This is a genomic window from Nonomuraea sp. B10E15 (assembly GCF_039871615.1).
Classification (GTDB): Bacteria; Actinomycetota; Actinomycetes; order Streptosporangiales; family Streptosporangiaceae; genus Nonomuraea.
In genome coordinates, this window is the sequence record NZ_JBDPMB010000010.1 from 179,600 (window position 1) to 195,848 (window position 16,249).

Annotated in this window: 11 protein-coding genes and 1 pseudogene; 4 read left to right on the forward strand and 8 right to left on the reverse strand. The window is 71.7% G+C overall.

Features of this window, described 5'->3' with window-relative positions:
* Nucleotides 1-171: 171 nt before the first annotated feature.
* Genes ABGB14_RS27035 through ABGB14_RS27045 form a run of 3 tightly spaced genes read right to left on the reverse strand, consistent with a single transcriptional unit; the run spans nt 172 to nt 6,436 of the window.
* The gene (locus ABGB14_RS27035; RefSeq protein ID WP_347646615.1) at nt 172-1,074 is read right to left on the reverse strand and encodes an ROK family protein; all 903 of its coding nucleotides are present in this window, start codon (nt 1,072-1,074) and stop codon (nt 172-174) included.
* On the reverse strand, nt 1,074-2,195 hold the full coding sequence (locus tag ABGB14_RS27040; protein WP_347646616.1) for a hypothetical protein: 1,122 nt from the start codon (nt 2,193-2,195) through the stop codon (nt 1,074-1,076). The genes ABGB14_RS27035 and ABGB14_RS27040 overlap by 1 nt, the downstream gene beginning before the upstream one ends.
* Nucleotides 2,192-6,436, reverse strand: a complete 4,245-nt coding sequence (locus ABGB14_RS27045; RefSeq protein ID WP_347646617.1) for a glycoside hydrolase family 38 C-terminal domain-containing protein — start codon at nt 6,434-6,436, stop codon at nt 2,192-2,194. The genes ABGB14_RS27040 and ABGB14_RS27045 overlap by 4 nt, the downstream gene beginning before the upstream one ends.
* A gap of 231 nt (nt 6,437-6,667) precedes the next feature.
* Between ABGB14_RS27045 and ABGB14_RS27050 the strand changes: the two genes are divergently transcribed.
* On the forward strand, nt 6,668-7,534 hold the full coding sequence (locus ABGB14_RS27050; RefSeq protein WP_347646618.1) for a bifunctional methylenetetrahydrofolate dehydrogenase/methenyltetrahydrofolate cyclohydrolase: 867 nt from the start codon (nt 6,668-6,670) through the stop codon (nt 7,532-7,534).
* A gap of 74 nt (nt 7,535-7,608) precedes the next feature.
* Here the strand turns inward: ABGB14_RS27050 and ABGB14_RS27055 are convergent.
* The 4 genes and pseudogenes from ABGB14_RS27055 to ABGB14_RS27070 all read right to left on the reverse strand — a co-directional run.
* Nucleotides 7,609-7,743, reverse strand: a pseudogene (locus ABGB14_RS27055) (benzaldehyde dehydrogenase); the annotation flags it as partial.
* Nucleotides 7,744-7,917: 174 nt separating this feature from the next.
* The gene (locus ABGB14_RS27060; RefSeq protein ID WP_347646619.1) at nt 7,918-9,615 is read right to left on the reverse strand and encodes a thiamine pyrophosphate-dependent enzyme; all 1,698 of its coding nucleotides are present in this window, start codon (nt 9,613-9,615) and stop codon (nt 7,918-7,920) included.
* Nucleotides 9,616-9,658: 43 nt separating this feature from the next.
* Entirely contained in the window at nt 9,659-10,531 is an 873-nt protein-coding gene (locus ABGB14_RS27065) for a MurR/RpiR family transcriptional regulator (RefSeq protein WP_347646620.1), read from the reverse strand.
* On the reverse strand, nt 10,516-11,958 hold the full coding sequence (locus tag ABGB14_RS27070) for a glycoside hydrolase family 3 protein (RefSeq protein WP_347646621.1): 1,443 nt from the start codon (nt 11,956-11,958) through the stop codon (nt 10,516-10,518). Before ABGB14_RS27070 ends, ABGB14_RS27065 begins: the two co-directional genes overlap by 16 nt.
* Before the next feature lie 88 nt (nt 11,959-12,046).
* Here ABGB14_RS27070 and ABGB14_RS27075 point away from each other — a divergent pair, with 88 nt between their 5' ends.
* Nucleotides 12,047-13,579: a family 10 glycosylhydrolase gene (locus ABGB14_RS27075; protein ID WP_347646622.1), complete on the forward strand. Its 1,533-nt coding sequence runs from the start codon at nt 12,047-12,049 to the stop codon at nt 13,577-13,579.
* 181 nt (nt 13,580-13,760) lie between these two features.
* Here the strand turns inward: ABGB14_RS27075 and ABGB14_RS27080 are convergent, their stop codons facing one another.
* Nucleotides 13,761-14,405: an FHA domain-containing protein gene (locus ABGB14_RS27080; RefSeq protein ID WP_347646623.1), complete on the reverse strand. Its 645-nt coding sequence runs from the start codon at nt 14,403-14,405 to the stop codon at nt 13,761-13,763.
* Between the two features lie 239 nt (nt 14,406-14,644).
* Here ABGB14_RS27080 and ABGB14_RS27085 point away from each other — a divergent pair, with 239 nt between their 5' ends.
* Together ABGB14_RS27085 and ABGB14_RS27090 are read left to right on the forward strand one after the other, a co-directional pair.
* Nucleotides 14,645-15,766, forward strand: a complete 1,122-nt coding sequence (locus tag ABGB14_RS27085; protein WP_347646624.1) for a citrate/2-methylcitrate synthase — start codon at nt 14,645-14,647, stop codon at nt 15,764-15,766.
* A 131-nt stretch (nt 15,767-15,897) separates the two neighbouring features.
* On the forward strand, nt 15,898-16,197 hold the full coding sequence (locus ABGB14_RS27090) for a DUF3017 domain-containing protein (RefSeq protein WP_347646625.1): 300 nt from the start codon (nt 15,898-15,900) through the stop codon (nt 16,195-16,197).
* Nucleotides 16,198-16,249 lie beyond the last annotated feature (52 nt).

Consider the following 16,249-nt stretch of genomic DNA (forward strand, 5'->3'; position numbering starts at 1 on the left):
CCATGCGGCACACGGGCTGTCGTCCCCGCGCGGCACACGGGGCGTCTTCCCCATGCGGCACACGGGCTGTCGTCTCCACGCGGCACGGGCCGTCGTCCCCACGAGGCACGGGCCGTCGTCCCCACGAGGCACGGGCGTGGCACAACTCGCCGTCCCAGCGGTCGGTAAGGGCTATGCCGGTGGTGAATGATCCAGCGCGAGCTTCGCCGCGCCGGCCAGAGAGGCCCGGACGCCCAGTACGGAAGGCACGACGCGGACGGCCCGGACGAAGGCGAGGCCCGCGACGTCGTCGAGCGCCCGCGCCAAGGGTTCGAACAGCACCTTGCCGGCCATCGACACGCCGCCACCGACCACCACCTTCGTGGTCTCGGTTGCGGCCGTCACCGAGGCGATCATCCCCGCGAGCGCCCTGGCCCCACGCTCGAACGCGGCCAGCGCGACCGAGTCGCCCGCGGCCGCGTTCTCGGCCAGAGTGCGGGCGTCGGCCGGCTCGCCTTTCCAGCCGTGACCGACGGCCCAGCGAACCAGGTTGGGGCCACTGGAGTAGCGCTCCACGCACCCGCGGCCGCCGCACTCGCACCGCTCACCGTTCGGGTCGACGGACATGTGCCCCACATGGCCGGAGTTGCCTGTCGGGCCGAGCAGCGGCGAGCCGTTGATCACCAGGCCCCCGCCGATGCCCGTGGAGACCACGATGCCGAGCAGCGCGTCGCTGCCCTGGCCCGCGCCCAGCCAGTGCTCCCCGAGCGCGAAGCACTGCGCGTCGCCCGCCAGCATGGTGGGCAGGCCGGTCAGCTTCCGTACTTCGTCGCGCAGCGGGAATGCCCGCCAACTCGGCATGTTGACCGGGCTCACGGTTCCGGCGGCGAGGTCGATGGGCCCCGCGCAGCCGATGCCGACGGCCACGGGCGGCGGACCGCCCGTCTTCACCTCCGAGATGAGAGCCGCCAGCACGTTCATGACGTCCGCACGCGGTGTGGGCCGGGTCGCGGAACGCAGGATCGACCCCGACTCGTCCACCAGTGCGGCGGCGAGCTTGGTCCCTCCGATGTCGATGGCGAGTACGCAGGTCATCAGTGTTTGTGGTGGTTGTCGGGCTGGCGTGGATCGCCAGGATGCTCAAAGCCGGGAACGAGCTTCACCTTCTTGGCACGTAGGTCGTCGAGCCATCGCGCGAACGCCTGCCGCTGCGCCGCCTCCAAGAGGTATGGATCTTGGCGCGACGCACGGGACATCCGATGCGATTGTTGCTCCTCCAGGGCGGATCCTCCCATAAAGCCCGCCACAGCCGTTCTCGGGGTCGTGGTTGCGGCAGTTTCCTGAGGTGACGGCGAGCTCACATCGGTGGCCGGGTCGGGGATCGGGGCAGGGACCACGCCCGGGCCGGTCCGGGTCGTGCCTGCGGCCGGTCGCCCGGTAGCGGTTGCGGAAGGTCCGGAGGGCGACGGCGAGCTCGTCTGTGAGGTCGGGCCTGGGGCGGTGCCGAAGGCCGAGCCCGAAGCCGGGACGGTGGTGGGTTCAGGGGCTGAACGTGGGGCCGAGTGGGCGGGCGGGCTCGGGGTAGCGATGGCGACGTGCCAGCCGAGGTTGTCTTCGACCGGGCCGACGAGCGTGGCGCACGGGTGGGCCTGGAGGGCTTCGGCGACGGCGATCGGTAGCGAGTCGAGCGTGATCGCCCCGAGAGGTTCGAGATCGGCGGGGGAGGCTTCGCTCGCCTGCTCGCGATCGGTGAACAGACGATGTCGTACGAGGTGCCGTGACGGGGAAGCAAGGGCGGGAGGCGGCCTGCGCCGCCATTCCGATGGGGTGATGACATCGGCTGTGACGTGGTCGAACATGGCGCGCACCCACGGGCTGCCGTTGTAGGCGGCGGCGTTGATCGAGCCCAGCTCGACGGCGGCCAAGCGATCCAGTGGCGGTCTCTCCTTCGGGCGCAGGCCGAGACCGGTGGCCGTGCTCTCGCACAGTGCCTCGGTGAGGATGACCTGGGTGAGCCACCTGGCGAGCTGGCGGTCCACGGAGGTGCCCGGCACCGGAAGCGCCGCGCTGAGCGGGCCCTCTCGCAGGGCGGTGAGGCGCTCGTCGAGGAGCTTGCGGGAGATCGGGCGGCCGTCCACCCAGCCGATCACCTCCCGCTGACCGGAGTGCGTCTCGTGCCGTGTCTCCGCCGCCGTGGGACTCTGGAGGTGGGTCACCGGGTCACCTCCAGGCGGATGGCTGGGGCGTACTGGCAGCGGCCGAACCACATGACCTTGGCCAGGGCCCAGGCGTGGCCGTCGCTCGCGTCCGTGGGGACCTCCGCCGGGAACGACACCTCCGCCGTCTCGCCCGGGGCCACCGTGAAGCCCTGGATGACCTCCGGGAGCATGGACCACGTGCCCCAAGGGGAGGCGAGCTGGGCCTCGCCGCGGATCTCGTCCGAGGTCGTGTTGGCGAGCCTGAGCGTGAGCGAGGCGCGGTCGCCGGGCTGGAGCTTCAGCGACCCGGTGGCGGGGGTGACCGACAGGCCCGTCGGGCGGGCATCGGCGGACTTGGTGCCCCGGTTGGCTCTGCGAGGTTCGGCGGGGGTGCCGGCCACGGGCAACTCGGGGGCGTCGCCGAAGGCGACCGTGGTGACGTCTTCGATGAGCTGGCCGCCCGCTGTGGTGCGGGCCGAGACGAAGCAGAGGCCGGATCCCGGGAGGGACGGGGGCGTCACGGTCACCGGGAACCGCAGGTGGCCGCCGGGTGGGAGGCGGAAGGGGCGCTGGGCCGGGGTGGCGGTCCACCCTTCGGGCACGCGGACCTCTGCCACGCCCTCGTGGGGCTCGTCGGTCAGGTGGGAGGAGACGACGACCTCCACCTCGAAGGGCTCCCGCGGTGAGGTGACGAGGCCGGGGTCGATGGCGATGGAGACCGGCAGGTAGCCCAGCGGTGCGGGGCCCTTGTTGTGCAGCCAGTAGCGGCTGTAGACCGGCTGCGCCGGCTCCGTTTCCGGGCCGAACTCGGGTGCGTCGGTGGCGGGCAGGGCTGCGGGGGCGATGTAGGTGGCGATCTCGGCGCCGGTCAGGGTGAGGTCGGTGGCCGGCGTGCCGGGACGTTCGAGCAGATCGGCGTGGACGAGCCGGTCGAGGGGGAGCACGGGAGAGCCGAGCCCGGCCTGGGAGCCCAGCCCGGTCGACTCGACCAGGCGGATGGTGACACCGTCGTCGGGCCGGCCGGCGCGGCCGTGGGCGTGCGGGTTGCCGGTGGCCTTGAGGGTGCCCAGCAGCACGTCGCGCGCCGGCGTGAGGGTCAGCAGGGAGTGGACCTCGGGAAGAGCGCCCTGCTGTGCGGCGTCGACGGTGCGGGGGAGCAGCGGGGTGATGTGCTCCTGGGCCGCCGCCGGCAGCCGCAGGGCCCGCCAGTCACCCTCACCGGCCACCAGGGAGTAGGAGAACTCGTGGGTCCAGTGCTGGAGCTGGAAACCCGAGCCGTCGGGCGTCGTGCGGTGGGGCGGGTCGAGCCAGATGCCCGACGGCCAGCCCGTGCACGAGCGCATCAGGGACAGGTGCAGCGCGCCGGACGGGTCGACGGCGAAGCCGGGCAGGCCATCGGTCAGCAGGGCGACCGTACGGTCGTCGAGCCGCTCGGCGCCCAGCGGGCAGACCGCCTCGATCGTGGCGTCGGCGAGGTCGGCCACCAGGTCGGTGACGGGGCCGGTGACGATCAGGGCGGGCAGGGCGCGTACGTCGCGCAGGTCGGCGCTGGGCTGCCAGACCTCCGTCAGCGGGCGTTCGGCGGGTACCCACACCCGGGACGCGCCCGACTTGAGCGCGTCGAGGTAGGCCGGGTCGGCGCGGGAGAGCAGCTCGGCGGCCAGCGGGTTGTCGTCGGGGCCGCCGATGACGATGCGCACGTCGGGCAGGTTGGAGTCGACGTCGAGCCAGCCGTAACGGGTGCCGGGCGCGCAGGACGTGGTGGCGGTGACACCGACGCGGGCCAGGGCGACCACCAGGTCGCGGGCCTTGGGGGCGTCGTCGAGTGCGGGCACCACGACCTCGGCCACGCCCAACGCCCGCGAACCCGCTTCGCCGAGGTCGACCTTCGCCGTGGTGGACAGGCCGAACCAGGTGTTGGCCGGGTTGTCGAGGGTCCACGGGTGCTCGGCGGTGTCGACGTCGGGCAGCGCGAACCCGCGCCCCACCACGGCGCCGGCCACGTCGGACGCCGGCAGCGCCCCGTCGACACGGGCGGGGAAACGCACCCGGAGCAGGCGGTCCGCGCCGGTGTGGTCGAGGACGCGGGTGGTGAAGTCGATGCGGTCGGAGCCGTCCGTCAGGGTCACGGTCTGCTCGTAGGTGATCTCGCCGACCTGGCCCGTGACCGTCAGGCGGTGGCCGATCGGGCTCGTCTGCGCGGAGGCCGACAGCGCCCGCGTCTCGGCGGAGCCTTCGGCCTGGCCGGTGGGGATGAGATGCCACGGGCCCTCGCCCATGTCGGGATGTTGCGGGTATTCGTGATAAAGGCGCAGCTCGTTGCCGGGACCGGTCAGCAACTCCCGGCCTGAGGCGAGATCGAGGATGGAGGTCAGCGCCCCGCCGCGCGCCGGATCGGCCGTGACGCGCCACCGGTCGTTTTCGATGGTGACCGGCGTCGACGCGCCGGCGGGGACGGGGCCGGAACGCGAGGTGTCCGAGGCGACCGGCGTGGGAGGGGTCTCCGGCTCGGTGGCGTGGGTCACGGGAGCCTGAGCCTGCCAGGAGCCGGGGACGCCCCGCACCACGCGATAGGTGCGCCAGCCCAGCGAGGGCACGTCGCGGGCCAGGAAGGTCAGCGTGCCGCCCTCCGCGACGGCGGGGACCTCGGCTCCCGAGTGGCCGGCCACGGTGTGCCCGGCGGGAACGCTCACGCGGACCAGGCCGTCGCGGGCGAAGGGCAGGGTGTTGGTCACCACCACGCTGTGGCCGTCGAGCGTGATCTGGCCGGTCAGCGCGTCGAGCGCGCGGTCGCGGGCGGTCGCGGCCAGGTCGTGGGCCTCGCGCCAGCCGGTCAGCAGGTCGATGTAGACCTGGTCGGACTCGGAGCCGGTGATCGCGTCGTGGTGTGCGCCGTAGGCCAGCTGCCGCCACACCTTGTCGAGCGCGGTGTGCGGGTAGCGGCCGAGCCCGAGCAGGGCGGCGAACGTCGACAGGCGCTCGGCGTCGAGTGCCGCCACCTCGGCGGCCCGCTGGGCCTGCTTGGTGTCGATGTAGGAGACGTCTTTGCCGGTGTAGATGGGGTTCATGTCGCGCGTCTGAGGGCTGAACGACGACCTGCCGGCGCGAACGGCGTCGAGGAAGTCGCGGGGTGTGGCGCAGACGAACCGGGGCCACACGTAGCGGGAGGCCCAGGTGCGGTGGATGTCGGTGACCCACTTGTTGGGCGGTGTGTAGTCGGTGCCGACGGGGAGCAGGATGTTCTTCGTCGCGGCGACGGGCTTGAGCGAGCGGTAGAGGTCGTAGACCGCCTGACAGGCCTCGTCGAGGGAGGGCGAGGAGTCCATCGACCAGCCGGCGGAATAGTGGGCGGGCATGTAGTGGGTCAGCACGCCCTGCCCTGACGGCGAGATCCACTCGAACTCGCTGGGAAACTGCATCAGCGCCGCGTCGTTCTTGGCCTGCTTGAAGTTCTTGCTGATCGGGCCCCACTGGTGGAACGGCCCGCGTGCCCACGCGCTGCCGGTCAGCCCGGCCGCCGCGAGGTAGCCGGGGAACTGGGGGTCGTGCCCGAACACGTCGAGCTGCCACGCGGTGCGCGGATCGCCGCCGAGGATGTCGCGCTGGTAGCCGATGCCGTAGACGAGGTTGCGGATGGTGGTCTCGGCGCCGGTCAGGTTGGTGTTGGGCTCGTTGTAGGTGCCGCCGATCAGCTCGACGCGGCCCTCGGCCATGAGGGCCCGCAGGTCAGCGCGCCGCTCGGGGTGGGTGTCGAAGAACGGCTTGAGATAGTCGACCTCGGCCAGCACGAAGCGGTAGTCGGGGTCGCGCAGCGCCAGCTCGATGTGCGCCTCGACCAGCGCGAACGCGTTTCGCTCATAGAGTGGCCTGGTCGTGTTGTCGGCGGAGAGCAGCTCCCACGGGCTGGTGTAGGCGGCCTGAGTGTTCCACCACACCGGGTCGTAGTGGAAGTGGGAGACCATGTGCATGGTCCAGCCAGGCTCCTCGGCCGTGACGGTGACCTCGAGGGACTCCTCGCCCAGGGTGAGCAGGCAGGGCACGGCGGCGCCCGGGGGCGCGGACACGGCCATGGGGACCTCCAGCACGCCGGCCGTGGCGGGAACGCGCACGGGCCCGGCCAGGCGGACGCCCTCGCCGCGCAGGTCGAGCGACGTCTCCTGGTCTCCTGCGGCGACGGTGACGCGCAGCACTTGGTGCGGCTCGTCACGCGAGCCCACGAACAGATCGGTCGACTCCGCGGACAACAGGCGGGTGGGCAAGGGGGACCTCCTGAGCTTGTTGCTGGCGCCCGCAACACTAAGCCTTCGAAAGATCGATGACAACGATGTCAAGAGCGGCCTGTGGATAACCGGATCCAGCTGCCTGGGGTCTGTGGATAACTGGCGGCCCCGCTCCGTTCTCCGCCGCGTACGTGATCACTGGTCTCCCTCGTCGCGAACGCCCCGAGCACCCTGTACGAGGGCCGAGACGAGGCATGGAAGGATTGCCGCATGAGTGCAGTGAAACTCGATGGCAAGGCCACCGCCGCCAAGATCAAGGCCGACCTCGCGACCAGGGTGGCCGCGCTGAGAGAACGCGGCATCACGCCCGGCCTCGGCACCGTGCTCGTGGGCGACGACCCCGGCAGCCAGATCTACGTCGCAGGCAAGCACCGGGACTGCGCGGAGGTGGGCATCGCCTCCATCCGCGTCGATCTGCCTGAGACCGCCACCCAGGCCGAGGTCGAGGCGGCCATCGACGAGCTCAACGCCTCCCCCGAGTGCACCGGCTACATCGTCCAGCTGCCCCTGCCCAAGCACCTCGACACGATGGCCCTGCTGGAGCGGATGGACCCGGCGAAGGACGCCGACGGCCTCCACCCGATCAACCTCGGCCGCCTCGTGCACATGGTCGACGCGCCCCTCCCGTGCACCCCGCACGGCATCGTGCTGCTCCTGCAGGAATACGGCGTGCCGATCAAGGGCGCCGAGGTGGCCGTGGTCGGCCGCGGCATCACGGTGGGCCGCTCGCTGGGGCTGCTGCTGACCCGCCGCAGCGAGAACGCCACCGTCACCCTCTGCCACACCGGCACCCAAGACCTGGCCGGCCACGTGCGCAGGGCCGACATCGTGGTCGCGGCGGCCGGCGTTCCCGAGCTCATCACCCGTGACATGGTCAAGCCCGGCGCGGCCGTGCTCGACGTGGGCGTCTCCCGGGTCAACGGGAAGATCGCCGGAGACGTGGCGCTCGACGTCGAGGGGGTCGCGGGCTTCCTCACCCCCAATCCGGGCGGAGTCGGCCCCATGACCCGAGCCCTGCTGCTCTCCAACGTGGTGGAGGCGGCTGAGCGGCTCCGGTCCGGCGCTTCCGGCGGCTGACGCGGGCCGCACCCGGCTGCCGCCGTACGGGCGGCGCGCCCAGGAAGCGTGAGGGCGTTCCAGGGGGCCGGGCGTCAGAACGGGTACGCCGCGACGTCGCCCTGCATGGTGACCCACTGCGTCTCCGTGAAGGCGTCGATGTCCGCACCCGGCCCGCCCAGCCGCGTGCCCGTCCCCGACGCGCCCCGCCCGCCGAACGAGGCCACGGCGGCCCGCTGCTCCTCGCGGGCTCGTACGGTGGCCGCCGCGACGTCGTCGGCTCCGGCGGCGCCCGCCCGGCCGAGTTCGATGACGGGCGCGTCTCCGGAGCGGGAGGCGGTCCAGCCGCCGAAGTCGGAGCCCGTCCAGGTCTTGGGGTCCAGGAACGTCAAGGGAGCAGCGTCTCAAGGCTGGAAGTCGGGATCAACGGCCACGGTCACGTCGAGCAGCAGGGGTTCCTCGCGGGCGGACAGCCCGGGCAGGACCTCGTCGAGGGTCGCCGTCAGCTCGTCGTACGAGTCCACCCGCCGGGCCGGGCAGCCGAGTGACCTGGCCAGGCCACGTACGTCCACCTCGGTGAACGGTGGCCACGGCGCCTTGCCGCCCTGCTTGTCGGCCAGCCGGTCCATGACCGCGTACCGGCCGTTGGCGAGCACGACGAACAGCGCGCCGACGCGGTAGTGGGTGGCGCTCCAGAGGGCGTGCAGTCCGTAGAGCGCCGACCCGTCGCCCACGACCGCGACCACCGGGCGGTCGGGGAGCGCCATGCGCAGTCCTACGGCGGCGGGCAGGGCGAAGCCGAGCCCGCCCATGGCCGCGGAGACGAAGCCGAGCGGGGTCCTCGCGGGCACGAGGCGGTGCAGGTCGGGGCGGGAGGACGGGGTCTCCTCGATGAGCACGGTGTCCGTGGGCAGCCGGCTTGCCAGCGCGCGCAGCACGTGCGCGGCCCGCAGCGGCCCACCGTCACGGGGAGGCTCGCCGGGGCCGGACGCGGGAGCGCCGCCCGGGGTGCCTGCTGGGGGTGCCGGGCCGTCAAGACCGGGCTCCAGGGTGGCAGGGCCGCCTGCCGGGGGTTCGGGGCTGGGGGTGGCGGGGACGTTCGGTCGGTGGTGCGGCGGGGTGGCCGGGACGGCGGGGAGGAGGGTGGCGAGGCGGGCGCAGACGGAGGCGGGGGAGGCGAGGCAGGCCAGGTCGGCCGCGCTGCGGTGCGCCTCCGCCGGGTCGTCGGTGACCAGGGCGACCGAGGTGCCCGGGGCGACCAGCGGGCCCGGCACGTACACGTACTGCCGGAACACAGGGGCGCCCACCGCGAGCACCACGTCATGCGGGGCCAGCCGCTTTCGCAGGCGTTCCCTGTCGGCGGGCAGGACGCCCGCGTACTGCGGGTGGTCCTGCGGGAAGCCGGCGCGCGCCCCGAACGACTCCTGGAACACCGGGCACCGCAGCCGCTCGGCCAGCGCGACCAGGGGGTCCCATGCGGCCCCCGCGCCGGCCACGATCGCCGGGGAGCGCGCGCCCGCCAGCAGCCGGACCAGCGGCGCCAGGTCGGCGTCGGGGACGGCGGCCGGGCGCAGCAGCCGGGCCGGCGCCGCGAGGACCTCCCCGTCGAAGGGCTCCTGCCAGTCGTCCATCGGCACGATCACCAGCGCGGGCCCGCGGGCCGTGACCGCCTCGTGCCAGGCGCGGGCCAGCGCCCCTGGTACGTCCTGCGCGCGTGCCGGCTGGTTCGCCCACACCGGGTAGTCGCCGGCCAGCCCTTCCAGCCGTCCGGTCAGGAACGGCTCCAGCGCCAGGTGCCGCCGGTCCTGCTGCCCCACGATGATCACCAGGGGCGCCCGGTTGACCCGGGCGGTGGCGATGGCGCCGACGGCGGTGCCCAGCCCGGCGGTGGTGTGCAGCACGACCAGCGCGGGGGCTTCGTTCCCGATGGCCCAGCCGGTCGCCATCCCGACCACGGAGGCCTCGTGCAGGCCGAGCACGAAGCGCAGATCGTCCGGCAGGTCCACGAGCAGCGACACCTCGGTGGAGCCGGGGTTGCAGAAGATCGTGGTCAGCCCGCGGCTGCTCAGCACGTCGAACGCGGCGTCCCTGACGGTGCTCACCGTTCTAGCATTCCCCGCCGGGTCTGCCGGTAGACGTGTCCGGTCAGCGGGCGCGGTAGCGGTCGGTGGCCTCCCTGGTGGCGCGGATGGCCGCGTCGGCCCTGTCGTAGGTGCGCTGCGCCAGTCCCACGAAGATGCAGTCGACGATCAGCAGCTGGCTGATCCGGCTGGCCAGCGCGCCGGGCCGGAAGGCCGTCTCGCGGCCCGCCGACACCAGCGTGTGGTGCGCCATCTCGGCCAGCGACGAGCGGGGGTTGTTGGTGATCGCGACGATCATCGCGCCCGTGTCCGCGGCCGTCCTGGCGGGGACGAGCACGTCGGGCGTCTCGCCGCTGCAGCTGATCGCCACCGCCACGTCGCCTTTCCTGAGCAGCGCCGCGCTGGTCAGGGCCAGGTGCGCGTCGCTGAACGGATGGCTGGACAGCCCGATCCGCAGCAGCTTCTGCGACATGTCGGCGGCTACCAGGCCGGAGGCCGCGACGCCGTACACGTCGACGCGCCGGGCCGTCGAGATGGCCTGCACGATCTCGGCCAGCTGGTCGGGGTCGAGCTGCGCCGCCGTGTCGGCCAGCGCCTCCGACTCGGCGCGCGCGACCTTGGCGATCACGTCGGTCAGCGGGTCGTCGGGCGCGAGGTCGCCCGGCACCAGCCGCTCGGGCTCCTTGGCGACGGCCGCGGCGAGCGCGAAGCGCATCTGCGAGTACCCGGCGAACCCGAGCGCCCGCGCCGTGCGGACGATCGTCGCCTCGCTGGTGCCGGAGACCGAGCTGAACTCGGTGATCGTGCTCCGTACGACCAGCCCGGGATCGTCGAGGATGATGCGGGCGATGGACTGCGCGGCGGGGGTGAGCGACGGCAGCACGGCGCGTACGGCCGCGACCGGGTTCGCGGGCTCGGCGGTCACCGAAGCAGCCATTCCGCCGCCGCGAGGGCGGACACGCGGGAGATGCCGTGGGTGGCCACATGGGTGAACCCGTGGGTGGCGCCGTCGGGCGGGGCGGGGATGCCGGTGTCGACCACGATCGCGTCGGGCCTGAGCGCGAGGGCCTTCGCCACGGTCTCCCGCACCCAGGCGTGCCGGGCGGCGTCGTGCACCACCAGCACGACCGGCCGTTCGTCGAAGGGCGGCAGCTCGCCCTGCGGCTCCATCTGCACCCTGGCCGTGTTCGGCAGCAGGGAGGCCAGCGCGGCCGTGACGCCGGTCGGCGTGGCCGGGTCGACCGCCTTGCTGAAGCGGGTGTTGACCTCGACGACCAGGGGTCCGCGGTCGAGCGCGGGGGTGCCGGAGGTGGTGAGCGCCGCCCTGGCGGCCTCCAGGCCGACGCCTTCGTCGACGTCGCCGCGGACCTTGTCGCGCAGCTCCGTGCGGGCGGCGTACCAGCCGGCGAGTGCGCGGACCCGGGCGGCGGCCTCCGCCAGGCGCTCCTCCTGCAGCGTCCCCTCGCGCACGGCGGCCACGATCGCGTCGCGGATCTCGTGCAGGCTGTCCTCCGTGGACAGCCCCACGCAGATCGCGTCCACGCCCGCGTCGAGCGCGCGCACCGCGATCTCGCCGGGGCCGAACATGTCGGCCACCGCCTGCATCTCGATCGCGTCGGTGACGAGCATCCCGTCGAAACCGAGCTCGCCCCTCAGGAGCTCGGTCAGGATGGTACGGCTGAGTGTCGCCGGCATCGACGGATCGAGGGCGGGGATGAGCAGGTGGCCCGACATGATGGAGCGCACCCCGGCGTCGATCGCGGCGCGGAAGGGCGGGAGGTCGCGTTCGTGGAAGACCTCGCGCGAGGCGTGCACGGTGGGCAGCGCCAGGTGGGAGTCGGTGACCGTGTCGCCGTGCCCGGGGAAGTGCTTGGCGCAGGCGGCCACGCCGGCGCCCTGCACGCCGTTGACGTAGGCGACGGTGTGGCGGGTGACCAGGTCGGGCGTCGCACCGAACGAGCGCACGCCGATCACGGGGTTGGCCGGGTTGGAGTTCACGTCGGCGGAGGGCGCGTAGTCGAGCGTGATGTCGAGGTCGGCGAGCATCCTGCCGATCTGCCGGCCCACCCGCTCGGTGAGCGTCACGTCGTCGACCACGCCCAGCGCCCGGTTGCCGGGGAAGGAGCTGCCGTTCGTGACCTCGAGCCGGGTGACCGCGCCGCCCTCCTCGTCGATCGCCACGATCGTGTCCGGGTTCTCGGCGCGGAAGTGCCGTACGAGCTGCGCGTCGATGGCGTTGCGGGCGAACAGCACCACGCCGCCAAGACCTTCGCCCAGCGCCCGGCGCAGCCAGTCGGGGGTGGAGGTCCCCTCGTACCCCGGATGCAGCACCGTCATCGCCAGTCTGTACAGGTCACCGCTCATCGGCATTTTCCTTCACGATTGTTGATCTGAAGGTAATTTTCTGTCATTGTCGCCCTCGACACAACCACTTCCGAGAGGCCACCCCCCAATGCCCAGCAGAAGGACTCTCCTGAAGGGCTTAGCCCTCGCCGCCGCCGCCTCCGCCGTTCCGCTGCCCGCCTACGCGTCGACGAACGGCCACATCCCGCCGCTGCGCCAGATGCGCGGCATGTGGATCGCCTCCGTGGTCAACATCAACTGGCCCTCGAAGCCGGGACTGACCGCGGACGAGCAGAAGGCCGAATATCTCGCCTGGCTGGACGTGGCCGTGCAGCGCAAGCTCAACTCGGTGTTCGTGCAGATCAGGCCGACCGCCGACGCGTTCTGGCCGTCGCCGTTCGAACCCTGGTCACAGTATCTGACCGGGACGCAGGGGCAGGACCCCGGCTACGACCCGCTCGGGTTCGCCGTGGAGGAGACCCACAAGCGCGGCCTCGCCTTCCACGCGTGGTTCAACCCCTACCGCGTCTCGATGCAGGACGACCCGGCCAAGCTGCACCCCGACCACCCCGGGCGCAAGCACCCCGACTGGATCCTGCCGTTCGGCGGCAAGCTCTACTACAACCCCGGCATGCCGGAAGTGCGGAAGTTCTGTCAGGACGCCATGATGGACGCGGTCACCCGCTACGACATCGACGGCCTCCACTTCGACGACTACTTCTACCCGACCAACACCACGGGCTTCGACGACAGCGCCGCGTTCGCCGAGCACGGCGCCGGCTTCCCCGACCTGGCCTCCTGGCGGCGCAACAACGTCGACCTCATGGTCCAGGAGATGCAGCAGCGGGTGCTGGAGTCCAAGCCGGAGATCGCGTGGGGCATCAGCCCGTCCGGCATCTGGCGCAACAAGGCCAGCGACCCGCTCGGCTCCGACACCAACGGCGGCCAGTCGTACGACAACCTGCACGCCGACACCCGCGGCTGGGTCAAGAAGGGCTGGCTCGACTACATCGCCCCGCAGCTCTACTGGTACATCGGGCAGCCGCCGGCCGACTACTCCAAGCTCGTCCCCTGGTGGTCCGACGTCGCCGCGGGCACGAAGACGCAGCTGTGGATCGGCCAGGCCGCCTACAAGGCCGGCGACCCCGCCCAGGCGGCGGAGTGGCAGGCGCCGGACGAGTTGTCCAGGCACCTGACCCTCAACAGGGACCACCCCGAGATCGGCGGCGACATCTGGTACAACGCCAACGACGTCAAGGTCGACAGGATCGCCTCCATCTCGACCGCGGTCGACGACCACTACCGGCGGCCCGCGTTGGCGCCCGTGCTGCCCAGGCTCGCCAAGGGGGAGCCGCCGCGCCGGCCGGTGCTGGCGTACGCGCTGCGCCGCCACGGCGGGGTCGAGGTGCGGGCGGTGGCGACCGGCCGGGACGAGCCGTTCCTGTTCGCCGTCTTCCGCTTCGACAGGAACGCGCGGTCCGGCGACTTCGCTGACGCGCGCCACCTGGTGGCCGTCGTGCCCGGCGACCGGCAGGTGCGCTGGACCGACCCCGACGGCGGACGCGGCGACCACTACTACGTGGTGGCGGTCGACCGCGCCAACAGGACGAGTAAGCCCAGCAACGGCTTCCGGGTGATCTGAGCCGGTTCGCGGGCGTGCTGCGCCCGTACGTGTCGCCGGCCGGTCATCCGGCCGGCGATCACCCGGCACGCCCCGCCCGAGTGCATGCCCCCGCCACCGCTCGTGAAGGTTCCGATGCCGCCGGAACCCCTCGCCGTGGCCCCGGTCGCGATCCGGTCTACGCAGGTGGCCTTTCAGGCACCTAAGAAGCCCTCCGCCCAGCGGGCGACGGCTGCTCGGTGGCTCCCGACGACCTCTGTGGCGGCACCACGGGGGTCGGGCGTACCAGTCCGAGCGCGACGACCTCGTTGGCCAGCCGTGTGCGCCGGTTGGTGCCCTCGGGAATCCTGAACTTCTGGTAGAGCCGCAGCAAATGCTGCTTGACCGCGGCCTCGGTCACGACCAGGTCGTCGGCGATCTCGCGTGCGGTCGCCGGGGCGACGAACGCCTCGTCCGACAGCGCCGGCCTGCAGAGCGAGGTCAGCACGTCGACCTCGCGCCTGGTCAGCTCGGGCGCGGCCGCCCTGCGCAGCTCGACCTCAGGGGTGAAGTCCTCACGGGGGACTCCACCGATGCGACCCCTGGCCGCGCCGAAGGAGACGACGTCGCCGTCGTCAAGGACCCTCCGGGCGATCGGCCTGCCGTTCACCCGCGTGCCGTTCCTGGACAGCCCCAGGTCGACGACATACAGGTAGGGTCCTCGTCTGACGAACTCGGCATGGAGTCGAGACACGCTGGGGTCGGTGAGCCGGATGTCCACACCCCGGCCCCTCCCCACCGTCGTGATCTCGGGGCGCAAGGGGACCACCTCGCCGGTGTCCTCGATGCGTATGAACGGCCCCTCCACTGGCGGTTCCTCCCCTGGGTTGACGCAGCGTATGAACGGCACGCCTACTCCTGGGCACGGCAGTTCCTCCCCAGGTAGCCCGCCGTAACTATTACTACAGCTCCGGCTTACCCAAACGAGGGGATGCGGAATCTCCTTTGCTGAAAGGAGAATCCGACGTGAAATTGGTCTGGACCTTTGAAGCCGGTTTTGCCTGCTCACGGGTAGACTCCGAGGGAAGATAAGCGGAGGAAACACCCATGGCGGACAAGCCCACGAAAGGTCTGGCCGATGTCGTCGCCGCGTCCACAGCGCTGAGCGACATCGACGGAAAGGCCGGCCGGCTCTTCTACCGTGGATACGACATCCACGACCTGGCCGGCCGTGCGACGTTCGAGGAGACCGCACACTTGCTGCAGCGCGGCAAGCTGCCCGACAGGGCCGAGCTCGACGCGTACGGCGCCGAGCTGGCGCGCGGCAGGGAGCTCGGTGCCCTGGTCTCGGCGAACATCGCCGAAATCGCCGAGAAACAGAAACCCATGGAGGCGCTGCGCTCGCTGGTCTCGCTGTCGGGCGCCGACGACCCGGACAAGGACTCCATCACCCCGGACGCCAACCTGCGCAAGGCCGCCCGGCTGACCGCGCAGCAACCCCTCCTGGTCGCCCGCTTCCACGCCGCCCGCGGCGGCGGGAGCGTTCCCGACCCCGACTCCTCGCTGAGCATCGCCGCGAACTTCCTGCTCCAGGTGACCGGTCGCACTCCCGACCCCCGTGAGGTCGAGATCTTCGACGAGTGCCTGGTGCTGCACGCCGACCACACCATGAACGCCTCCACGTTCGCCGCCCGCGTGTGCGCCGCGACGCTGTCGGACATGCACTCCGCCATCGTCGCCGCCATCGGCACCCTCAAGGGCCCGCTGCACGGCGGGGCGAACGAGCAGGTCATGAAGACCCTGGAGTCGCTGACGCCCGGCAGCGTGGCCCAGGCCGTACGCGACAAGCTCGCGGCCGGCGAGAAGATCATGGGCTTCGGCCACCGCGTCTACAAGACCGAGGACCCGCGCGCCACCCACCTGCGCAGGATGTCCGCCGAACTGGCCGGGGCGTCCGGGGACGACACCTACTACCGGATGTCCAAGGAGATGGAGGAGGTCGTCTTCGAGACGAAGGGCCTCTATCCGAACGTCGACTTCTACGCCGCGTCCGTCTACCACTACCTGGGCATCCCGACCGACCTGTTCACGCCGGTCTTCTCCATCAGCCGCATGTCCGGCTGGACCGCCCACGTCATCGAGCAGCACGCCGACAACCGGCTCATCCGCCCGGACAGCGAGTACATCGGGGAGACGGACCAGAAGTGGAAGCCGGTCGACGAGCGATGAGCCGGCGAATGCGACCCGTCAGCACGAGCGATGAGCCGGCGAATGCGACCGTCAGCACGAGCGATGAGCCGGGCCGGGGAGAATGGGACCATCAACAGGTGCGATGACTGATGTGACTGTGAGCGGATGCGTTGAGCCAGGGGACTGAACGCGAGAGCTGGGGACCGTACCCGCTGATCCTGGTGGGTGCGGTCGTCGGCGTGCTCGTGACCTACTTCGTGAACCTGCGCTGGGGCGGGTTCACCATGGGCGCCGTCATCATGGTCGCCGCCGCCCTCCGCTTCGCCGGATACGGCGGGCAACTGTCCGTGCGGAGCAGACGGACCGATGTCGTCACGCTGTCGGTCTTCGGCTTCGTGCTGGTGCTGACCTCACTGCTGCTTTACAACAACGAGCTGAAGGCGCTGATCCTGTCCCTTTTAGCCCGGTGACTTGACGGTCCGATAGCCTCAACGCATCACATCATTGAAGGGGAACCATTCG

Excerpts from the sequence above, each read along its gene's own strand:
- ABGB14_RS27035 (WP_347646615.1), bottom strand. The coding sequence starts at position 1,074 with ATGACCTGCGTACTCGCCATCGACATCGGAGGGACCAAGCTCGCCGCC.
- ABGB14_RS27050 (WP_347646618.1), top strand. The coding sequence starts at position 6,668 with ATGAGTGCAGTGAAACTCGATGGCAAGGCCACCGCCGCCAAGATCAAG.
- ABGB14_RS27065 (WP_347646620.1), bottom strand. The coding sequence starts at position 10,531 with ATGGCTGCTTCGGTGACCGCCGAGCCCGCGAACCCGGTCGCGGCCGTA.
- ABGB14_RS27070 (WP_347646621.1), bottom strand. The coding sequence starts at position 11,958 with ATGAGCGGTGACCTGTACAGACTGGCGATGACGGTGCTGCATCCGGGG.
- ABGB14_RS27075 (WP_347646622.1), top strand. The coding sequence starts at position 12,047 with ATGCCCAGCAGAAGGACTCTCCTGAAGGGCTTAGCCCTCGCCGCCGCC.
- ABGB14_RS27085 (WP_347646624.1), top strand. The coding sequence starts at position 14,645 with ATGGCGGACAAGCCCACGAAAGGTCTGGCCGATGTCGTCGCCGCGTCC.